Origin of the sequence: Flavobacterium aquariorum (genome assembly GCF_003254745.1) — a bacterium.
GTDB classification, from domain to species: domain Bacteria; phylum Bacteroidota; class Bacteroidia; order Flavobacteriales; family Flavobacteriaceae; genus Flavobacterium; species Flavobacterium aquariorum.
On record NZ_QKXH01000008.1, the window covers coordinates 236,777 to 256,104 of the forward strand.

At 34.0% G+C, this 19,328-nt stretch carries 19 protein-coding genes; 16 read left to right on the plus strand and 3 right to left on the minus strand.

Translation table 11 applies throughout. The features are described 5' to 3' along the window. The first annotated feature begins 15 nt into the window (after nt 1-15). The 8 genes from DOS84_RS13910 (at nt 16) to DOS84_RS13945 (ending at nt 6,349) form a co-directional block, all read left to right on the plus strand. The gene (locus DOS84_RS13910; RefSeq protein ID WP_111410724.1) at nt 16-714 is read left to right on the plus strand and encodes a thioredoxin domain-containing protein; all 699 of its coding nucleotides are present in this window, start codon (nt 16-18) and stop codon (nt 712-714) included. 8 nt (nt 715-722) lie between these two features. Beyond that, nucleotides 723-1,394 (plus strand): DUF2461 domain-containing protein, encoded by a 672-nt coding sequence (locus tag DOS84_RS13915; RefSeq protein ID WP_111410725.1) that lies wholly within the window; start codon nt 723-725, stop codon nt 1,392-1,394. Between the two features lie 30 nt (nt 1,395-1,424). Further along, a complete protein-coding gene (gene murB / locus DOS84_RS13920; RefSeq protein WP_111410726.1) occupies nt 1,425-2,438 on the plus strand; it encodes a UDP-N-acetylmuramate dehydrogenase in 1,014 nt (337 codons plus the stop codon). 10 nt (nt 2,439-2,448) lie between these two features. Beyond that, entirely contained in the window at nt 2,449-2,895 is a 447-nt protein-coding gene (locus tag DOS84_RS13925; protein WP_111410727.1) for a GNAT family N-acetyltransferase, read from the plus strand. A 10-nt stretch (nt 2,896-2,905) separates the two neighbouring features. Next, the gene (locus tag DOS84_RS13930) at nt 2,906-3,520 is read left to right on the plus strand and encodes an FMN-binding negative transcriptional regulator (RefSeq protein WP_111410728.1); all 615 of its coding nucleotides are present in this window, start codon (nt 2,906-2,908) and stop codon (nt 3,518-3,520) included. A 76-nt stretch (nt 3,521-3,596) separates the two neighbouring features. Then, nucleotides 3,597-4,703 carry a glycosyltransferase gene (locus DOS84_RS13935; protein ID WP_111410729.1) on the plus strand — a complete coding sequence of 369 codons (1,107 nt, stop codon included), beginning with the start codon at nt 3,597-3,599 and terminating at the stop codon, nt 4,701-4,703. Continuing rightward, complete coding sequence (locus DOS84_RS13940; protein ID WP_111410730.1) at nt 4,694-5,245, plus strand: RNA polymerase sigma factor; 552 nt, start codon at nt 4,694-4,696, stop codon at nt 5,243-5,245. The genes DOS84_RS13935 and DOS84_RS13940 overlap by 10 nt, the downstream gene beginning before the upstream one ends. 279 nt (nt 5,246-5,524) lie before the next feature. Continuing rightward, a complete protein-coding gene (locus tag DOS84_RS13945) occupies nt 5,525-6,349 on the plus strand; it encodes an energy transducer TonB (RefSeq protein ID WP_111410731.1) in 825 nt (274 codons plus the stop codon). Nucleotides 6,350-6,421: 72 nt separating this feature from the next. On the opposite strand, the gene DOS84_RS13950 is transcribed toward DOS84_RS13945, so the two are convergent. Beyond that, a complete protein-coding gene (locus tag DOS84_RS13950; protein ID WP_111410732.1) occupies nt 6,422-7,282 on the minus strand; it encodes a M48 family metalloprotease in 861 nt (286 codons plus the stop codon). A 245-nt stretch (nt 7,283-7,527) separates the two neighbouring features. On the opposite strand from DOS84_RS13950, the gene lipA reads away from it, so the two are divergent. The 3 genes from lipA (at nt 7,528) to DOS84_RS13965 (ending at nt 11,674) form a co-directional block, all read left to right on the plus strand. Further along, a complete protein-coding gene (gene lipA / locus DOS84_RS13955; RefSeq protein WP_111410733.1) occupies nt 7,528-8,397 on the plus strand; it encodes a lipoyl synthase in 870 nt (289 codons plus the stop codon). A gap of 83 nt (nt 8,398-8,480) precedes the next feature. After that, nucleotides 8,481-9,497 (plus strand): type I glyceraldehyde-3-phosphate dehydrogenase, encoded by a 1,017-nt coding sequence (gene gap, locus DOS84_RS13960; protein ID WP_111410734.1) that lies wholly within the window; start codon nt 8,481-8,483, stop codon nt 9,495-9,497. Then, entirely contained in the window at nt 9,494-11,674 is a 2,181-nt protein-coding gene (locus tag DOS84_RS13965; protein ID WP_111410735.1) for a tetratricopeptide repeat-containing hybrid sensor histidine kinase/response regulator, read from the plus strand. The genes gap and DOS84_RS13965 overlap by 4 nt, the downstream gene beginning before the upstream one ends. Here DOS84_RS13965 and DOS84_RS13970 read toward each other — a convergent pair. Both DOS84_RS13970 and lpxK read right to left on the minus strand, forming a co-directional pair. After that, nucleotides 11,671-12,483, minus strand: coding sequence for a purine-nucleoside phosphorylase (locus tag DOS84_RS13970; RefSeq protein WP_111410736.1), 813 nt, complete (start codon nt 12,481-12,483; stop codon nt 11,671-11,673). The genes DOS84_RS13965 and DOS84_RS13970 overlap by 4 nt on opposite strands. Beyond that, on the minus strand, nt 12,455-13,480 hold the full coding sequence (gene lpxK / locus DOS84_RS13975; RefSeq protein WP_111410737.1) for a tetraacyldisaccharide 4'-kinase: 1,026 nt from the start codon (nt 13,478-13,480) through the stop codon (nt 12,455-12,457). Before lpxK ends, DOS84_RS13970 begins: the two co-directional genes overlap by 29 nt. 419 nt (nt 13,481-13,899) lie before the next feature. On the opposite strand from lpxK, the gene DOS84_RS13980 reads away from it, so the two are divergent. The 5 genes from DOS84_RS13980 (at nt 13,900) to rluF (ending at nt 19,297) form a co-directional block, all read left to right on the plus strand. Continuing rightward, on the plus strand, nt 13,900-15,174 hold the full coding sequence (locus DOS84_RS13980; RefSeq protein WP_111410738.1) for a tetratricopeptide repeat protein: 1,275 nt from the start codon (nt 13,900-13,902) through the stop codon (nt 15,172-15,174). A gap of 376 nt (nt 15,175-15,550) precedes the next feature. Next, nucleotides 15,551-16,645: a Nif3-like dinuclear metal center hexameric protein gene (locus DOS84_RS13985; RefSeq protein WP_111410766.1), complete on the plus strand. Its 1,095-nt coding sequence runs from the start codon at nt 15,551-15,553 to the stop codon at nt 16,643-16,645. A gap of 3 nt (nt 16,646-16,648) precedes the next feature. Beyond that, on the plus strand, nt 16,649-17,428 hold the full coding sequence (locus DOS84_RS13990) for a zinc ribbon domain-containing protein (RefSeq protein ID WP_111410739.1): 780 nt from the start codon (nt 16,649-16,651) through the stop codon (nt 17,426-17,428). Nucleotides 17,429-17,477: 49 nt separating this feature from the next. Continuing rightward, entirely contained in the window at nt 17,478-18,329 is an 852-nt protein-coding gene (locus DOS84_RS13995; protein WP_111410740.1) for an alpha/beta fold hydrolase, read from the plus strand. Nucleotides 18,330-18,484: 155 nt separating this feature from the next. Next, on the plus strand, nt 18,485-19,297 hold the full coding sequence (rluF, locus tag DOS84_RS14000; RefSeq protein ID WP_111410741.1) for a 23S rRNA pseudouridine(2604) synthase RluF: 813 nt from the start codon (nt 18,485-18,487) through the stop codon (nt 19,295-19,297). Nucleotides 19,298-19,328 lie beyond the last annotated feature (31 nt).

Genomic DNA, 19,328 nt, shown 5'->3' on the forward strand with positions numbered 1-19,328 from the left:
AATACTTACACCCCGATGAAAATTAATCACCTATATTTATTCGTTATCTGTTTTCTGGTATTTTCCTGCAACGCACAAACCTCACCAGCTGTAAAAACCGTTGATGTTGCAACATATTCAGAGAAAATAAAAACAACACCAAATGCACAAATCCTAGATGTTCGCACACCCGAGGAATATGCAACGGGACATATTGAAAACTCAGACAATGTAAACTGGCTTAGTGATAGTTTTGTTTTAAGAACAGACAAATACGACAAAACAAAACCCGTTTTTGTATATTGCAAAAGTGGAGGAAGAAGCATCAAAGCATCCCAAAAATTAGCCGAATTGGGTTTTACAACCATCTACAATCTTGACGGCGGAATGCTCAAATGGGAAGCTGCAGGATTGGCAAAACCCGACACTAAAATCATTGGTGTTTGCCCTCAGGAATATGCCGAATTATTAAAATCAGACAAGAAAGTGTTAGTGAATTTTTATGCCCCTTGGTGTGCTCCTTGCAAAAAAATGGAGCCTTATATACTAAAAATGCAAAAAGAAATGGGAGACAAAGTAGTTATCATCCGATTGAATGCTGACGAGAATAAAACCATTATGCAGGAATTAAAAATCAGCGAACTTCCTACTTTAGTATTATATGAAAATAAAGTAATAAAATGGCAAAAATCAGGATTCGTAAGTGAAGAAGATTTAAAGACCCAATTGCAATAATCTGGCCTATGCTCTCAAAAGATACCTTACAATTCCTCGAAGATTTAAAAGCCAACAACAATCGTGATTGGTTTCTTGAAAACAAAAAACGCTATGAAGCCGTAAAGAAAGATTATCATCAATTGGTGGCTTCTTTTCTCGACACGCTTAAACCACTTGACCCTTCATTGGAAATGTTGGAAGTCAAAAACTGTACGTTTAGAATCAATCGGGATATTCGGTTTGCCAAAGACAAATCTCCCTACAAAACTAATTTAGGCGTTTGGATATCCGCAGGGGCCAAAAATGCAGAAGCCTCCGGATATTATCTTCATATAGAAAATGGAAAATGCTTTGTAGGCGGCGGATTGTATTGCCCACAGCCCGACCAGCTTCAAAAAATCAGAAAAGAAATTCACTTTTTCTATGATGATTTACAGGAAATTTTAAATGACAAAAAATTTAAATCTATTTATCAAAATCTGAATAGGGACGAAACTTCGACTTTGAAAAACCCACCAAAAGGCTACGATAAAGAAGATCCTGCCATTGAATTCCTGAAACTGAAAAGCTTTACTGCCACTCAGTCTTTCGATACCAAATTGGTTACCCAAAAAGATTTCGTATCCATCATGGCCGAAAAAATGTTGGCGTTAAAACCTTTCAATAATTTTATCGATAGAGCTCTATATTCAGAATAAAGCCAAAACACCACTTAATTTCAATTCTTTATGGAGATTTTAAATAATTTTTCTTTAAAAAACTACAATACATTTGGCATTGAAGCCAAAGCCGAACAATTTGTTGCCGTTCACAGTGTCTCCGAATTGAAAAGCATTTTGGAACAAAACAAAAACCAAAAGAAATTCGTTCTTGGAGGAGGAAGCAATATGCTTTTGACAAAAAATATCGAAGCCCTCGTAATCCATATTGATTTAAAAGGAAAAAAAATACTGAAAGAAGATGCCGATTATGTTTGGGTAGAAAGTCAGGCGGGCGAAAATTGGCATCAATTTGTGCTTTGGGCGATAGACCAAAACTTTGGCGGACTCGAAAATATGTCGCTCATTCCAGGCAATGTTGGCACAACGCCAGTACAAAACATCGGCGCTTATGGTACTGAAATCAAGGACACTTTTGTTTCCTGCGACGCGATAAATATCGAAAGTCTAGAAATGAGAACCTTCAACAAAGAAGAATGTAATTTTGGATACCGAGAAAGTATTTTTAAAAACGAAGTAAAAGACCAATACATTATAACCTCTGTTGTTTTCAAACTAACGAAACAAAACCATAAAATAAACACTTCCTACGGTGACATCACCGCCGAATTAGCCAAAAATAACATCACAACTCCCGGTTTAAAAGACGTGAGTAATGCAGTGATTGCCATTCGCAAAAGCAAATTACCGGACCCTGCCGAATTAGGAAACAGTGGCAGTTTTTTCAAAAACCCAATCCTTTTAAAGTCTGATTTTGAGAAAATCCATCAAAATTTTCCAGAAATGCGATTCTTTGATATTTCAGAAACGGAAGTCAAAATTCCTGCTGGCTGGCTGATTGAACAAGCCGGTTTAAAAGGAAAACGTTTTGGAGATGCCGGAATTCATAAAAATCAAGCACTTGTTCTCGTAAATTATGGAGGCGCAACTGGACAGGAAATTTTGGATGTTTCCAAAACTGTCCAAGACACTGTTTTCAATACATTTGGCATTCACATTGAGGCTGAAGTGAATATAATATAGATTCTAAAAAATGCTAGAAATAAAAATTTCAAATCCAAATGATTCTAGTGCTTCTTCTATAACAGAGGAATTATCGCAAAATCTTTATGAACGATTTGGAAGTGACGGTAAAAACTCATTTACTGATTGGGACTGTAACAATCCTAAATATGTATTTGTGATAGCCGAATTAAATACTGAAATTGTGGGATGTGGAGCAATTAGACCTCTCTCTGAAAAAAGAGGCGAAGTAAAACGAATGTTTGCCAAATATCCAAGAAAAAATATTGGACAATCGATTTTATCTTTTTTGGAAACAAAAGCAAAAGAGCTGGAGTATGAAGAATTAGTTTTGGAAACAAGGGTGAAAAACGAAGAAGCTTGTTCATTTTATTTGAAAGCAAACTATATAAAAATACCAAACTACGGTAAATATATTGGTCGTCTAGACGCTGTTTGTTTTCAAAAATCACTTTAAAATCATAAAAATGTACATTCCTGATCTATACAAAAACGAAGATAAAGAAGCCATCAGAACCTTTCTCAAAGCAAATGCTTTTGGCATTCTAATCAATCAAACCAATGGAAAATTATGGGCAACTCATATTCCGTTGGAACTTGAAATCAACAAAGAAGGAGAAGAAGTTTTAATGGGACACATCTCAAAAGAGAACCCGCAATGGACAGCATTTGAATCGGACAATCAAGTTCTGGCTGTATTTACAGGGCCTCACTCCTATATTTCTTCATCTTGGTACGATCACGAAAATGTTCCCACTTGGAATTACTCGGCAGTTCATATATATGGAAAGATAAAAATCATTGAAGGAGATGCCGTAATTGATACGCTGACCAAACTTGTGGACAAGTATGAACAAAATTCCAAATGTCCGGTTCGAGTGGCAGAATTATCAAAGAAAACGATGATGCAGACCCGAGGAATTATATCTTTTGAAATCAAAATAGAAGAAATTCAAGCGCAAACCAAAATGTCGCAAAACCGAGATGACAAAAATTATTCGAATATTATTTCCGAATTAGAAAAAACAGAAAACCCTCAATCCATGGCTGTAGCAAAAGAAATGGCTAAAAATAGAAAGTAATTACTGATTTTACATTGATAATTGACAATTGCTAATTACATTTGCAATCGTTTTTAAAAGCCAAAAAATACAAATGATGCTAACCTTTACTTTATATTTTTTTATTGCAATAGTTGTCATTCAACTTTTTTATTATCTAGTAGTTTTTGCAAAATTTTCTTTTGCAAAAGCGCAGGAAATTGAACCTAAAAACATTCCAATTTCTGTAATTGTTTGTGCCAAAAACGAAGAAGAAAATGTTATTAAATACATTCCTTTATTGGCTGAACAAAATTATCCAGATTTTGAAATTGTCTTGATAGATGATGCTTCGAGAGATAACACTTTGGATATTTTTGAAGAATTTGAAAAACAGTACCCTAACATTCGTTTGGTTAAAGTAAAAAATAACGAAGCTTTTTGGGGAAACAAAAAATATGCTTTAACGCTGGGTATTAAAGCCGCAAAAAAAGAATATCTGTTATTTACTGATGCCGATTGCTATCCCACTTCCAAAGATTGGATAACAGCTATGAGTTCCCAATTTACAAAACAAAGAACCATCGTTTTAGGCTATGGAGGTTATGAAAAAATAGCTAATTCTTTTTTGAATAAGATAATCCGATACGAAACTTTGCTTACTGCCACCCAATATTTTTCATGGGCGAAAATGGGCAAACCTTATATGGGTGTAGGCCGTAATTTAGCGTATAAAAAAGAAGAATTTTTCAATGTAAACGGTTTTATCGATCATATCCAAGTTCGATCTGGAGATGACGATTTATTCATCAATCAAGCAGCAGATTCAGACAATACAACAATTGCTTATTCTTCAGAAAGCTTCACATATTCAGCTCCAAAAACCACTTTTAAAGATTGGTTTACTCAAAAAAGGAGACATGTTGCCACTGCCAAATATTACAAAACATTTGACAAAATACAATTAGGACTTTTCTTTAGTTCACAATTGTTGTTTCTGTTATTACCGATAGTATTACTAGCTTTTCAGTTTCAATGGATATTAGTATTAAGCCTTATTGGGTCTCGATATTTAATTACTTGGATTGTTACTGGATTTGCAGCTGGAAAATTAAAAGAAAAAGATGTGATGTATTGGTATCCAATTATAGAAATTATACTTATATTCACTCAAATTAATATCTTTATAACCAATATCTTCTCAAAACCTGCGAATTGGAAATAAGCAAACAAATAGAAAAAGCGAAAAAAGGAAATCAAGTTGCCTTTACCTTTCTATTGGATTACTATTGGAATGAGGTCTATGGTTTTATGCTAAAACGCACTGAAAACGAAACCATCGCAGAAGACATTACCATTGAGACATTCTCCAAAGCATTTGATAAAATAGCCACATACAATTCGGAATTTCAATTCAATACCTGGTTGATTTCTATTGCCAAGAATGTACATATCGATTTAATCCGCAAAAAAAAATCAAGCCTTTTTATCGAAATAACAGACGAGCAAGACCAAACGGCTTACAATGTTGCCGATACAACCCCATCGGCAGAAGACGTTTTAATTACAGAACAAAATCTTTCACAATTATTACAATTCATCAAAGAATTGAAACCCCATTATCAGGAAGTGATTCAGCTACGTTATTTCCAGGAAATGAGTTACCAGGAAATCGCCAATAAAATAGACGAGCCATTAAGTAATGTAAAGATCAAATTGCTTCGTGCCAAAAAATTACTTTCTGAAATTATCAAAAACAGACGATAATTTCATCAAAAGATCTTATTAAACAACACTCCGGAAAACATAGTACACTATTATACTAGAACCTTCAAAAGTAATCTGCATTAATAGAGCTTAATTTGTTAAATAATCATAGTTATATTCATTAAATATTTATATATTTACCTATAAGAATACTTATTTAACAATTTTATTAAAAAATAATCACATCCATATATACTAAAATTCCTGTTATTTGCGTTAGAAACTAAAACCACTTTAGCTTATGATTTAATTATTACTTAACCATTAAATCCATGAATTATGTCTAAATCAAACATCTTCGAAACTAGCTGGATTAACCTTGTATTCGAAAACAGAAACAAAGAATACGGTGCGTATCATTTACGCCAAGAAAACACAAAGACATCCTTTTTTGCACTCTTTATGGGAGTATCACTTTTGACTGCGGTCATTAGTATACCAATGGTTTACAATTATCTAAATCCAGAACATCGGATTCCATCATTAGTGCCAGACTTACCTCCAGTTGTAGTTGTGGATTTTACTCCTTACGTACCGCCTCAAGCAAAAGTTGAAGAACCTATGCCTGAAATTAAAAAACCAATCAAGCAGAACATCAATACCGATTTACAACTAATAAATCCACAAATCGTTCATCCTGATGCAGCAACCCCAAAAGATATTGCATCCAACATCGATCTAAAAACCAATCCTAGCGATAACACATCGGGAGTAGCTGGTTCAGGAGTAGGGACAACCCCTTCAACCGGCACAGCTGTCTCAAGCAGCCCCAGCATTACTGAGAACACGATTCTAACAAGCAATATGGTTGATAAAATGCCAGAATTTCCGGGCGGAATCAAAAAATTCTATACTTATGTTGGTAATAATTTTGAAAAACCCGAAATAGACAGTGAAAATGCAATCCGAGTGAGTGTTTCTTTTGTTATTGAAAAAGACGGAAGCATGACAGATATAAAAATTTTAAAAGACCCAGGTTATGGTCTTGGAGCTGAAGCGATACGTGTATTAAAATCTTTAAGAACAAAATGGTCGCCAGGCATGTTTGAAGGCAAGGCGGTTCGAACTTCCTATAATTTACCGATCACTATTCAACCAAATTAATTTGGTGTATTATAAAAAGAGAAAGCCGAACTTTAAAATTCGGCTTTCTCTTTTTTACAGACCCTATAAAATTTATTTTTTCTTTTTAGTAGTCTTCTTTTTGGTTGTTGTTGCTTTCTTCACAGGAGTCGTCACAACAGGTTTTTTTACATAAGGTTTGTACAAACCGTCCTTTTCAGCTCTAGCCTTGGCTTCATCCGCTCTTAAACTGGAATCAGGATGTGAGCTCATCATTTGGTCTATAAATGAACCTTGAGCACCTTCGCTCATTTTTGCCAATATTCTAAAAGCAGATTCCTCAGCATTTACATCATAGCCATTTTTCTTCATAAAATCATACGCAAATAAATCAGCTTCAGATTCCTGTTTACGACTGTATTTACTATCAATCATTGCACTACCAATTTTAGCCAATTGACTATCGGTAACAGCCGCTACTTTTGTAGATTGCGAAGCTGCTGCATCAATTAAAGCTTCTTTTTGATACAAAGCTTTCATGGCATCTCTGGAATCATGATTATTAACGTGACCAATTTCATGACCAATTACCGCTATTAATTCGTTATCATCCATTACATCCATCAATCCCGAAAAAACACGCACACTGCCATCTGCTGTCGCAAATGCATTGACATCTTTGGTAAGATACACTTTATAATTCAAGGTATAAAACTCCCCTTTTGTATATTTTCCAAAAACTTTAGCCAAACGGATAGCGTAAGGATCTGTTGGTCCAGCCACTTTATTTTCGGCATCCATTTTATCAACAGCTGGTTTTGACAATGCGGCCGCATCTGCGTCGGTAAAAGTAAATCCTGTCATTCCCTTTTGAACAGCACCCAATGCTCTTTCTCCAAAATTAATTTGTGCTTGGGCCGCAGATAACCCAAACAATATTGAAAAAGCTCCTAATAATAATGGTTTTGTATTCATCTTTTAATTTATTTGTTTTAAAGTACAAATATACTACAACTTTAAAAACTACAGAATTCCATTTTTATTTTAATATCCAAAATTTAACACTATAATCCCTTAAATTAAATCTATCTACAAGAACATTTTTAATTTAAAAATCTAAAAGTTGACTTGATAACCAAACAAGTTTTATCAAAATTCGCAAATTGAGAACTCTAATTCTAAAACAACATTCATTATCTTTGTACTCTGAAAATTGAAATATGGAAACTGTTTTAGATAACACATTGCCTGTTGGAAAGCCAAAATGGTTGAAGGTAAAACTCCCAATAGGACAAAAATACACTGAACTTCGTGGTTTGGTAGATAAATATAGCCTCAATACGATTTGTACTTCTGGAAGCTGCCCTAATATGGGGGAATGCTGGGGAGAAGGAACAGCAACATTTATGATTTTAGGAAATGTATGTACGCGTTCTTGTGGTTTTTGTGGTGTAAAAACTGGAAGGCCAGAAACTGTAGATTGGGATGAACCTGAGAAAGTGGCTCGTTCCATAAAAATAATGAACATAAAACATGCTGTAATTACCAGTGTTGACAGAGACGATTTGAAGGATGGTGGTTCAATCATATGGATTGAAACCGTTAAAGCAATTCGCAGAATGAATCCAAACACAACTTTAGAAACTCTAATTCCTGATTTTCAAGGAATTGAAAGAAACATTGACCGTATAGTAGAAGCCAATCCAGAAGTAGTTTCACATAACGTGGAAACTGTTCGAAGACTGACTCGCGAAGTACGAATACAGGCCAAATATGACCGAAGTCTTGAAGTTTTGAGATACCTAAAAGAAAAAGGAATTAACAGAACTAAGTCTGGAATTATGCTGGGTCTTGGTGAACAGGAAGAAGAAGTTTTTCAAACCATGCGTGATTTGCGAGCAGCCAATGTTGACATTGTTACTATTGGTCAATATTTACAACCTAGTAAAAAACACCTTCCTGTAAAAGAATTCATAACACCGGATCAATTCGAAAAATATGAAAAATACGGTTTGGAGCTAGGTTTCCGCCATGTAGAAAGTGGACCATTGGTTCGATCTTCTTACAAAGCACAAAAACATATTTTATAAAAAAGTTTAATCGTTTATTTGTTTAATCGACATCGCAATTAAACAAATAAACGGTTTAACGATTAAACAAATAAACAAAAGGCTTGAAAACAAGAATCGCGATTAATGGATTTGGAAGAATTGGGCGAAATTTATTTCGTTTGCTTTTAAACCATCCCACCATAGAAGTAGTTGCCATAAATGACATTGCAGATAAAAAAACAATGGCTCATTTAGTAAAATACGACAGCATTCACGGTGTTTTACCCGTTGCAGTAAACCATGATGAAAAAGGAATTGTGGTTGATGGGAAACACTTTTTGTTTTTTCACGAAAAAAGTATCCCAAACCTGGACTGGAAAAGCATTAATATTGATTTTGTTGTAGAGTCTACCGGTAAATACAAAACTTTTGAAGAGATAAATGCCCATGTTTTGGCAGGTGCCAAAAGAGTAATTCTTTCAGCCCCCTCTGAAGTGGACAATATAAAAACTGTGGTCCTAGGAGTTAATGAATCCATTCTTGACGGGACAGAAATCATTATATCCAATGCCAGTTGCACCACTAATAATGCAGCTCCAATGATCAAAGTGATTGAAGAACTTTGCGGGATTGAACAAGCCTATATCACTACCATACACTCGTTCACTACCGACCAAAGTTTACACGATCAACCCCATAAAGATTTGCGTAGGGCGAGAGGTGCAAGTCAATCTATTGTCCCAACAACAACTGGTGCGGCAAAAGCATTGACTAAAATTTTCACATCTCTGGATGGCAAAATGGGCGGCTGTGGAATTCGAGTACCCGTACCCGATGGCTCTTTGACTGATATTACTTTTAATGTAAAACAAAGGGTAACCATTCAAGAGATAAACAACGCTTTTAAGTTAGCATCACAAACCAATTTGAAAGGGATTTTAGAATATACAGATGACCCTATTGTCTCTGTAGATGTAATTGGTAATAAAAATTCATGTATATTTGATTCACAACTTACATCTGTAATCGATAAAATGGTAAAAGTAGTAGGTTGGTATGATAATGAAATTGGGTATTCCTCTAGAATCATTGATTTGATTTTGTTGTTAAATAATAATAAAAATTTCCATCAAACATGAAACACTTTTTATTATTTACTGTTTTTTTTCATTCACTGCTCTATTCTCAAATAGAGAATAAAGTTGACAGCGTCACTTATTACTCCAAATTGGCAAGCGAGAATATTAAAAACAATAAATATAAAGAGGCTTTATTATACACTCAAAGATCAATCGATTATTGTAAAAAAAACAAAAATATTGAAGCACAAGCTGCTCAAACATTCAACTTAGGTAAAATATATTTTGATCTAAACCTCCATAATGATGCTATCGAATTATTAAGCAAAAGTATTGTATTATTTAACAGTATTTCCAAAAAGCCCAATGATAAAATCGCACTTGCCTATTACTATATAAGCTTGTCCTGTGTAGAGAGAAAAAACTACATCCTTGCCGAAAGCTCTATTCTAAAAACCGAAGAAATTCAAAAAAAATTAAAAATAAAGGATAAAGCGGATCTAATCAGACTACAAAAAGGAGTACTTTCAAAATTAAGGGGCGACACCGCATTGGCCTCAATCCTTTTTAACGACATTATTGCAAAACCAGACAGTCCTGATTTAACAAATTCAAAAGCCGAAGCCTTTTATCAGATGGGAACGATTGAAGCTGCAAACAATAGGTACAATCTGGCCTTGAATTACTTCAACCGAGCTTTAGAATTAAATAAAGAAACTAAAAACCTAAATCAAAAGTCTAATATTTGGTTAGCCTTAAGTATGGTTTATGACAAATTACTGGACAAATCTACTGCCTATACCTATTTAAAAAAACATTTGAATCTAAAGGAAAGCATAGTACTTGCAAATGAAGAAAAACTAGGAACAAACGACTATGAAACCTTTAAAGAATCTCAACGAAAAAAAGAAGAATTATTAATTGAAAAAGAAAACAAAGAAAAGGAAAAAGCCGATAAATTTTCCAAACTCATCAGTATTTTAGCCATTGCAATTATTTCAATTTTATCACTTTTGAGTTTATCTCTTTACAAAAATAACATCATTCGCAATCAAACCAATTCATTATTGAAAGAAAAAAACAATGAATTGATTGCAGCCAAGAACAAAGCCGAAGAGGCTTCCAAAGCAAGATCTGAATTTCTATCTACAGTAAGTCACGAGCTCCGAACGCCATTGAATGCCATCAACGGGATTACACACCTGTTATTGGAAGAACATCCAAAAAAATCACAGATGCATTATTTGTCTTCATTAAAATTTTCAGGCAACTACTTAACCAACTTTATCAATGATATCTTAGAAATAAATAAAATTGAATCCAATAAATTAGAAATAGAATATATTAATTTTAATCTCAAACAATTATTGGGGGATATCCAAAACTCGCTCAAAGAAATTGCCACTGTAAACAACAATAAGTTTATTCTCAAAATAGATTCTGCCATACCGGAAAACCTAATAGGTGACCCCACAAAACTGTCTCAAATTTTCATGAATTTGATCAATAATGCATTGAAATTTACCAATAATGGAACAGTCAATGTTTTTGCCCGGTTAAGAAATTATCAAAATGAAAATGCTACTATCTTTTTCCAAATTATTGATACAGGCATTGGAATTCCCGAAGACAAATTAAAGACTGTCTTTGAAAGTTTCTCACAAGGATCTGTAGAGATCAATAGAAAATTTGGAGGTACCGGATTGGGATTAACCATTGTAAAAAAACTGGTTCGTATCTTAGGCGGTCGAATAAGGCTGAAAAGCGTTGTTGGAGAAGGATCTACTTTCTCCTTTGAATTGAATTTCAAAGTAGACAGCAAACCTTTGCTAAATAAAGCTGTAATCAAAAATTACAATCCGGAAATCTTTAAAGACAAAAAAATACTGGTGGTTGAAGACAACAAAATCAACCAAATGATTACGAAAAAAATGTTGACAAATAAAGCGATGAAATGCACTATTTTAGACAATGGTGAAGAGGCCATTCAAATGCTAAAAAGCAAAGCATTCGATATGGTCTTAATGGATGTTCATTTGTTGGGAATCAACGGCACAATCGCAACACAACAAATTAGAGAATTTGACACCAAAACTCCTATACTTGCCCTTACAGCCATTTCATTAAATGAGAACAGGGAGATGCTACTTTCTTTTGGCATGACAGATGTAATCACAAAACCATTTGTAGCCGAAGATTTTTACTCTATCATTGCCCTAAATATAATCAATTCTTAACCTCTTACAATCAATTCCTTAATCAATCTACGCAATTGGGGCTCCGCTTTTTTGGCCGCTTCTAAAACCTCATCATGTGAAATAGTCAGTATGCTTGCTTCATCTCCTATATCAGTGATAATAGAAACACCAAACGTTTCCAAGTCCATATGACGTGCCACAATTACCTCTGGAACCGTTGACATCCCCACACAATCGGCACCCAGAATCTTAACCATTCTATATTCGGATAGGGTTTCAAAAGTTGGTCCTTGTAACCCTAAATAAACTCCATCGTGTACTTCAATACTTAGCTCTTGTGCAATTTCTTTGGCCTTACAAATCATTTCGACAGAATATGGCTGGCTCATATTCACAAACCTTGGCCCAAAACGTTCATCGTTTTTTCCTCGCAAAGGATGTTCCGGCATAAAATTGATATGATCTTTTATAATCACGATAGAACCAACTTTGTAGCGGGGATTTACACCACCAGAAGCATTGGAAACTATTAACTTTTCAACTCCTAAATACTTCATCACACGAACTGGAAAAGTCACTTCTTTCATGGAATATCCTTCGTAAAAATGAAAACGCCCTTGCATGGCAACAATTTTTTTACTGCCAATAGTCCCAAAAACCAATGCTCCTTTATGTCCTTCAACTGTTGAAATAGGGAAATTTGGAATCTCCTGGTAAGGCAATGTATACTCAATTATAATGTCATCAGTAAATCCACCCAATCCGGATCCTAAAATCACTCCAAATTCAGGGCTGAAATTTATTTTATTTTTTATATAACTAACGGTTTCTTGCACTTTGTCCCACATAGTTCAAAATATTTTTATCAAAATTATCTCCATCTGAAAGAAACGAACTTTTAATTGGCAAAAAATAAAGCTGTTCACTTAAAACACTTCCTTTCAAACGTACATAATCTTTTTCGGTTGTTACAATAATCTTATCCCCTGCTTTTTTCTTAATTTCCTGTAATTCGCTCTCGCTAAAATGATGGTGATCAGGAAAAGTCAGGCATTCGTCATCACCTTTCTTTAAATGGGCAAAAAACGATTCGGGTTTTGCTATTCCAGCCAAAAGTATTTTGTCCATACTTCTCACTTCGCTAACTTTTACCGTTTTTTCTTCCGAATAAACCACATCTTCATACTCTATAAAGGTAAAGAACAAACTTTGATCTGGAGAAAGATCCAAATGTTTTTTTATGTTTTTTCGGTCTTCCAAAGAAAGGTTTGAAGGACATTTAGTAACAATGACGATATTGGCTCTTTGTACGCCGCTTCTACTCTCTCTTAAATTTCCGGTTGGCAACATAAGATCATTACAGTATAAATCTCCATAAGCAGTAAGCATAATATAAAATCCAGCTTTTACCTTTCGGTGCTGAAAAGCATCATCTAACAATATAATTTCTGGAGAATCTGAATTGGAAAGCAATTGTACAATTCCATTCTTCCGATTGGCATCTACAGCTACCTGAATGTTTTTGAATTTTTGATAAAACTGAAATGGCTCATCACCTAATTCTAATGCATCCGAAGTTGAGTTAGCTAAAACAAATCCTTCTGATTGTCTTTTATAACCTCTACTTAAAGTTGCCACTTTATATTTATCGGAAAGTAACCGAATCAAATATTCTATTTGAGGAGTCTTTCCCGTTCCACCCACGCTTAGATTTCCTACTGCAATAACAGGTAAATCAAAAGAATAGGACTTTAAAATCCCTGTATCGAAAAGTAAATTCCGAATACTGGTAATAAAGCCATACAAAATGGCAAATGGAAACAATATTTTTCGCAGTAAATTCATTTTACGAAAGTAAAACATTTATGATAATGCAGAAAGTAATTACAAGTCTAAAATGCTCAAACCAATTGGAAAGCCATTCGAAGTAGATTTTCAAAAAAAATAAAAGCCATACTTATTTATAAAAATTTTAAAACACTATTTAAGGTACTTAGAAGAATCGCTTTTTACCATGTCAGTTTTTAATAAAAAATGACACCCGAGATTAAGATAACTACAAATTAACATACCTTTTTTTAGCTAATTACCAAATCGATTTTACAACAATCTTTTTTTCCTAAAAAAGAATCCGAAATTAAATTTTAATTGTATTTTTGTTAAAAATCAAACAATTACATGTTAATTTCGCTAAAAATATAAACATAATCAAAATTAAAAATGCAATAAAATCTCAAATTTGTTTAACCTACAATCTTCTCAACATGAAAAAAAACTACATTATTGGTATTACATTGTTATTGTTTGCAGGAACTATTCAAGCTCAAAAAGATAAAATAAAAGCAGCTGAAAAAGAAATGAATAATGGAAATCTTCAAGATGCTGTTATTATTCTTAAAAGTATCGAATATCAAATTTATAATTCGAATGATGAAGACAAAACCTTGTTTTATTTTGTCCAAGGAAGTTCTTACTTAGGATTAGCCGATAAAAATATTGAAGAGGGAAAAAATTTAGCTTTGGCTGCAAAAGCTTTCCAAGAATTAATCAAAGCCGAATCCGAATCGGGAAAAATCAAATACTCCAGTCAGGTACAGCTTTCTTTTAAGAGCATTAAAGGAAGATTAGTGAATAGTGCCATAAAAGATTCTAAAGCTGATAAATTTATCGAATGTGGTAATAAACTATACGAAGCTTATTTACTGGACAAGAAAGACACAATAAACTTATATTATGCAGCATCAGCCTTTGTAAGTGGAAAAGATTTTGCTTCCGCACTTAAACATTACGAAACGCTTAAAACAATTAACTATTCTGGAATTGGCACTTATTATTATGCAACAAATAAAACTACTCAAGTTGAAGATAGCTTCCCAACTGCTAATGAAAGAGACATTTTTGTTAAAGCTGGCACTCATGAAAAACCAAGAACCGAAAAAGGATTATCAAAAAGAGGCGAAATTTATAAAAACATTGCCCTGATTTATGTTCAAAACGGGGAAACAGAAAAGGCAAAAAAAGCAATTTCGGATGCACGGAAAAAAAATCCTGAAGACTATTCTTTGGCACTAACAGAAGCGGATTTGTATCTGGAATCAAAAGACTATGATTTGTACAAAAAAATGGTAGCTGCTATTTTGGAAAAGAATCCAAATGATGTGAATTTAGTTTTCAATCTAGGAGTACTAAGCGCAAAAGCAAATAACCCTAGCGAAGCCGAAACTTTTTACTTGAAAGCAATTTCCATTGACCCACAATACATCAAAGCTTACATTAATTTATCCGTTTTAAAACTCGAAGGACTAAAAACAATAAATGACGACATGGACAAATTAGGAGCTTCTGCAAAAGACATGAAGAAATACAATGTTTTAAAAATAAAAAAAGAAGAAATTTATAAAGGAGTAATTCCTTATCTCAAAAAAGCAGTTGAAATTGACCCGAAAGACAAAGAGATTTCACAAAGTCTTTTGAGTGTATACAATGCTTTGGATATGACAGCCGAATATAAAGACTTAAAAGCTAAAGCCGTTTACTAATGCATTCTTCTAATCATAACAATATTGTTATGATTAGAAGAATTTTTTGTAGCCAACTGATCCTTACAAACAAGTTTTGCAGACTTATTAATACGCTTTAAATTACTTCTCATACAGTAAGTTTTTCCATCTATAAAACTCTAAATTATCTTATAACAAAGCAAATTTAGCTTTAGAAAAAACATCATAAAAAATAACAAATAGGAGCAATATTTTTCGAAAGAAATTGATTTTTCGAAAATATAATATTTTATCTTTGAGCGGAAATTATTAAAAACAAACTAATAATAACTTCTACAAATTAATTTCAAATAATTGACGTTATTAATTTATAAAATACAGATTAATAAATACCCCGAAAAGATTAAAAAAAATGATTACAATAAAAGAAATTCTTTCTGTTCTTGAAGAAATGGCCCCATTGGCTTATGCTGAAGATTTTGACAATGTAGGCTTAATAATAGGAAATGAAAATACTGAGGCAACGGGCATTCTAGTTTGTCATGATGCTTTAGAAAATGTAATTGACGAAGCCGTTGCCAAAAAATGTAATCTGATTGTTTGTTTTCATCCTATTTTATTCAATGGCATAAAGAAAATAACCGGAAAAAATTATGTAGAACGAGCTATTCTCAAAGCTATAAAAAATGATATTGCCATTTATGCTGTCCATACCGCATTGGACAACCACCCAGAAGGTGTAAACAAAATATTTTGTGATACTTTAGAACTGATAAACACTCAAATCTTAATCCCAAAACAAAATCACATCCGAAAATTAGTTACTTATACTATTAGAGACAATGCCGAAAAAGTTCGAAATGCTTTGTTTGAAGCTGGAGCAGGAAGTATTGGAAATTATGACAAATGCAGTTTCAACTCAGAGGGAACTTTCACATACCAAGGTAATGAAAAAAGCGAACCAACCATTGGTGAAAGAGGCGTGCTATCCAGAGGAACCGAGGTTAAAATCGAAGTTGTTTATGCCAAGCATCTAGAAGCAAAAATCATAAAAGCATTAAGAGAAAACCATATTTACGAAGAAGTCGCCACTGAAATCTACAATATGAAAAACACCTTTAATCATATTGGCCTGGGAATGATTGGTGAACTGGAAGAAGCTATGGACGAAAAGGATTTTCTTCAGTATGCAAAAGATAAAATGGGAGCCAACGGAATTCGTCATTCAGCCTTTACAGGAAAAAAAATAAAAAAAGTGGCAGTCTTGGGCGGATCAGGAAGTTTTGCCATAAAAAATGCCATTCAAGCCGGTGCTGATGTATTTTTGACTGCTGATTTGAAATATCATCAGTATTACGAAGCCGAAAATCAACTTTTATTGGCCGATATTGGACATTTTGAAAGTGAACGCTATACAAAAGAGTATATTGTTGATTATCTTAGAAAAAAAATCCTTAATTTTGCAATCATTTTATCGGAAGAAAATACAAATCCAGTTAAGTACTTATAGAATATGGCGAATACGAAAGAATTAAGTGTTGAGGACAAGTTAAGAGCAATTTACGATTTACAACTAATTGACTCTAGAATTGACGAAATCAGAAACGTTAGAGGAGAACTTCCTTTAGAGGTTGAGGATTTAGAAGATGAAGTTGCAGGTTTAAGCACTCGTTCAGAGAAATTGAAAGGGGAATTAGAAGTTATCGAAAACCTTATCAAGGAAAAAAAGAATGCAATTGACGAACACAAAGAAGCTGTCAAAAAATACACTAAACAACAAGAAAGCGTTCGTAATAACCGCGAATTCAACTCTTTGACTAAAGAAATCGAATTTCAAGAATTAGAAATTCAATTGGCCGAAAAGCAAATCAAAGAAATGAAAGCTTCTATTGAGCATAAAAAAGAAGTGATTTCTTCTTCAAAAGAGAGATTGGAATCTAAATCATCTCACTTGAAACATAAAAAATCAGAATTGGAGTCTATAATGGCTGAAACTCAAAAAGAAGAAATCTTCTTGACTGAGAAATCGGCAGAATATGAAGCATTAATTGAAGAACGTTTATTGGTAGCGTACAAAAGAATCAGAAGTAGTGTTCGTAACGGACTAGCAGTTGTTTCTATCGAAAGAGGTGCATCAGCAGGATCATTCTTCACGATTCCGCCACAAACACAAGTAGAAATTGCTTCTAGAAAGAAAATCTTAATCGATGAGCACTCTGGAAGAATCTTAGTCGACAGTGTTCTGGCTGAAGAAGAAAGAGAGAAAATGGAACAATTATTTTCTAAATTCTAAAAAATCTGAGTCCCGATCTAATCGGGACTTTTTTTTATACCCCCATATTTTGAACCTAAAAAAAAGCATCCGATTTCTAACTGTCAAATCCGTTGGTCTTTACATCAACCTACTCAGTTTGGTTCAACCAAAAAAAGCATTGCAACTATCCTATGCACTTTTTACGAATCCCAGAATTGGAAAAATATCCAATGAACAAATCCCAGAAATTCTGCAAAATACAATCAAAGAAACCTTCTGGCACAACGAACACCAGTTTCAAACCTATACCTGGGAAGGAAATAACACCAGAATCCTTTTAGTTCATGGCTGGGAAAGCAATTCGGCCCGTTGGGAGAAAACCCTGCCCTATCTACAAAAATCCGGAAGCACCATCATCGCTATAGACGCTCCCGCCCACGGACAAAGCAGTGGTAAGGAATTCAACGTACCACGTTATGCAGAGTTTATCAATAAAGCTGTCGAAAAATACAACCCAAGCATTATCATTGGTCATTCCATAGGTGGCGCGGCCTGTATCTATCATCAATATATACATCCAGAAACCAGCATTGAAAAAATGGTGATCCTAGGTGCTCCGTCCGATTTGAAAACATTGATAGACAATTATATCAAAATGTTGAGCATAAATCGAAAAATGTTCACACTTTTGGAAAAACGCTACTTGGAAAATTTTAATTTCAAACTAGAAGATTTTTCTGGTGGCGCATTTGCCAAACATATCAAAATTGAAGGGATTATTGCCCATGACACCGCCGATACTGTAGTCTCATATGAAGAAGGCCAAAAAATTGCAAGCGGCTGGAAAAAAGGTCGTTTCATCACAACCAAAGATTTAGGACATTCCATGCACGATGATGATTTGTACCAAGAAATATATCGTTTTTTATTTGAAAAATAAATTGTTCGATTATTAGATTTCTGAATTAATATTTAAGTTGCAAGTGTGTGTGTTTTTTGATCGAATTCTCAGATTATAGAAATAACCGAAATCAACAAGCCAACAATCTAATAATCTAACTACCCAACAATCTAAAAAAAGACTATTTTTGCAGTATGGAAGAAAATCTAAAACGCCTCAATAAATTCATAGGAGAAACAGGCTATTGTTCCCGTCGCGAGGCCGATAAAATTATTGAAGAAGGCCGGGTAACCATCAATGGAGTGGTACCAGAACTCGGGACAAAAGTTTCACCGGATGACGAAGTGCGCATAGATGGAAAACTAATCCGTGAGAAAAATGAAAAACCCGTTTATCTTGCGTTCTACAAGCCTGTAGGAATAGAATGCACCACCAATCTGGAGGTTCATAATAACATTGTGGATTACATCAATTATCCAAAACGTATTTTCCCAATTGGCCGTTTGGACAAAGCCAGTGAAGGCTTAATTTTTATGACCAACGATGGTGATATTGTCAACAAAATATTGCGCGCCAGAAACAACCACGAAAAAGAATATACCGTAACGGTAAACAAACCCATAACCGACCGTTTTATAGAACGAATGGGAAATGGCGTGCCAATTCTAGATACGGTTACACGCAAATGTAAAGTAGAACAAATCAGTAAATACATTTTCAAGATCATTCTGACTCAAGGATTGAATCGTCAAATCCGTAGAATGTGTGAATATTTAGGCTACGAAGTTACTGCCCTAAAACGCATCCGAATCATCAATATTTCTCTGGACGTTCCTGTCGGTCGCTACCGTGATTTAACCGATTACGAAATCAAAGAACTCAATGCACTAATTGAACCTTCCAGTAAAACCGAAGAAGCCAGCTTACCAAAAGCGGAACCTCAAAAAAGAAGAACCGAATTCATCAAAAGAGACGACCCTCGATTTAAGAAAAGAGGCGATTATTAAATACTAAAAAGCCGTTTCAATTAAATGAAAC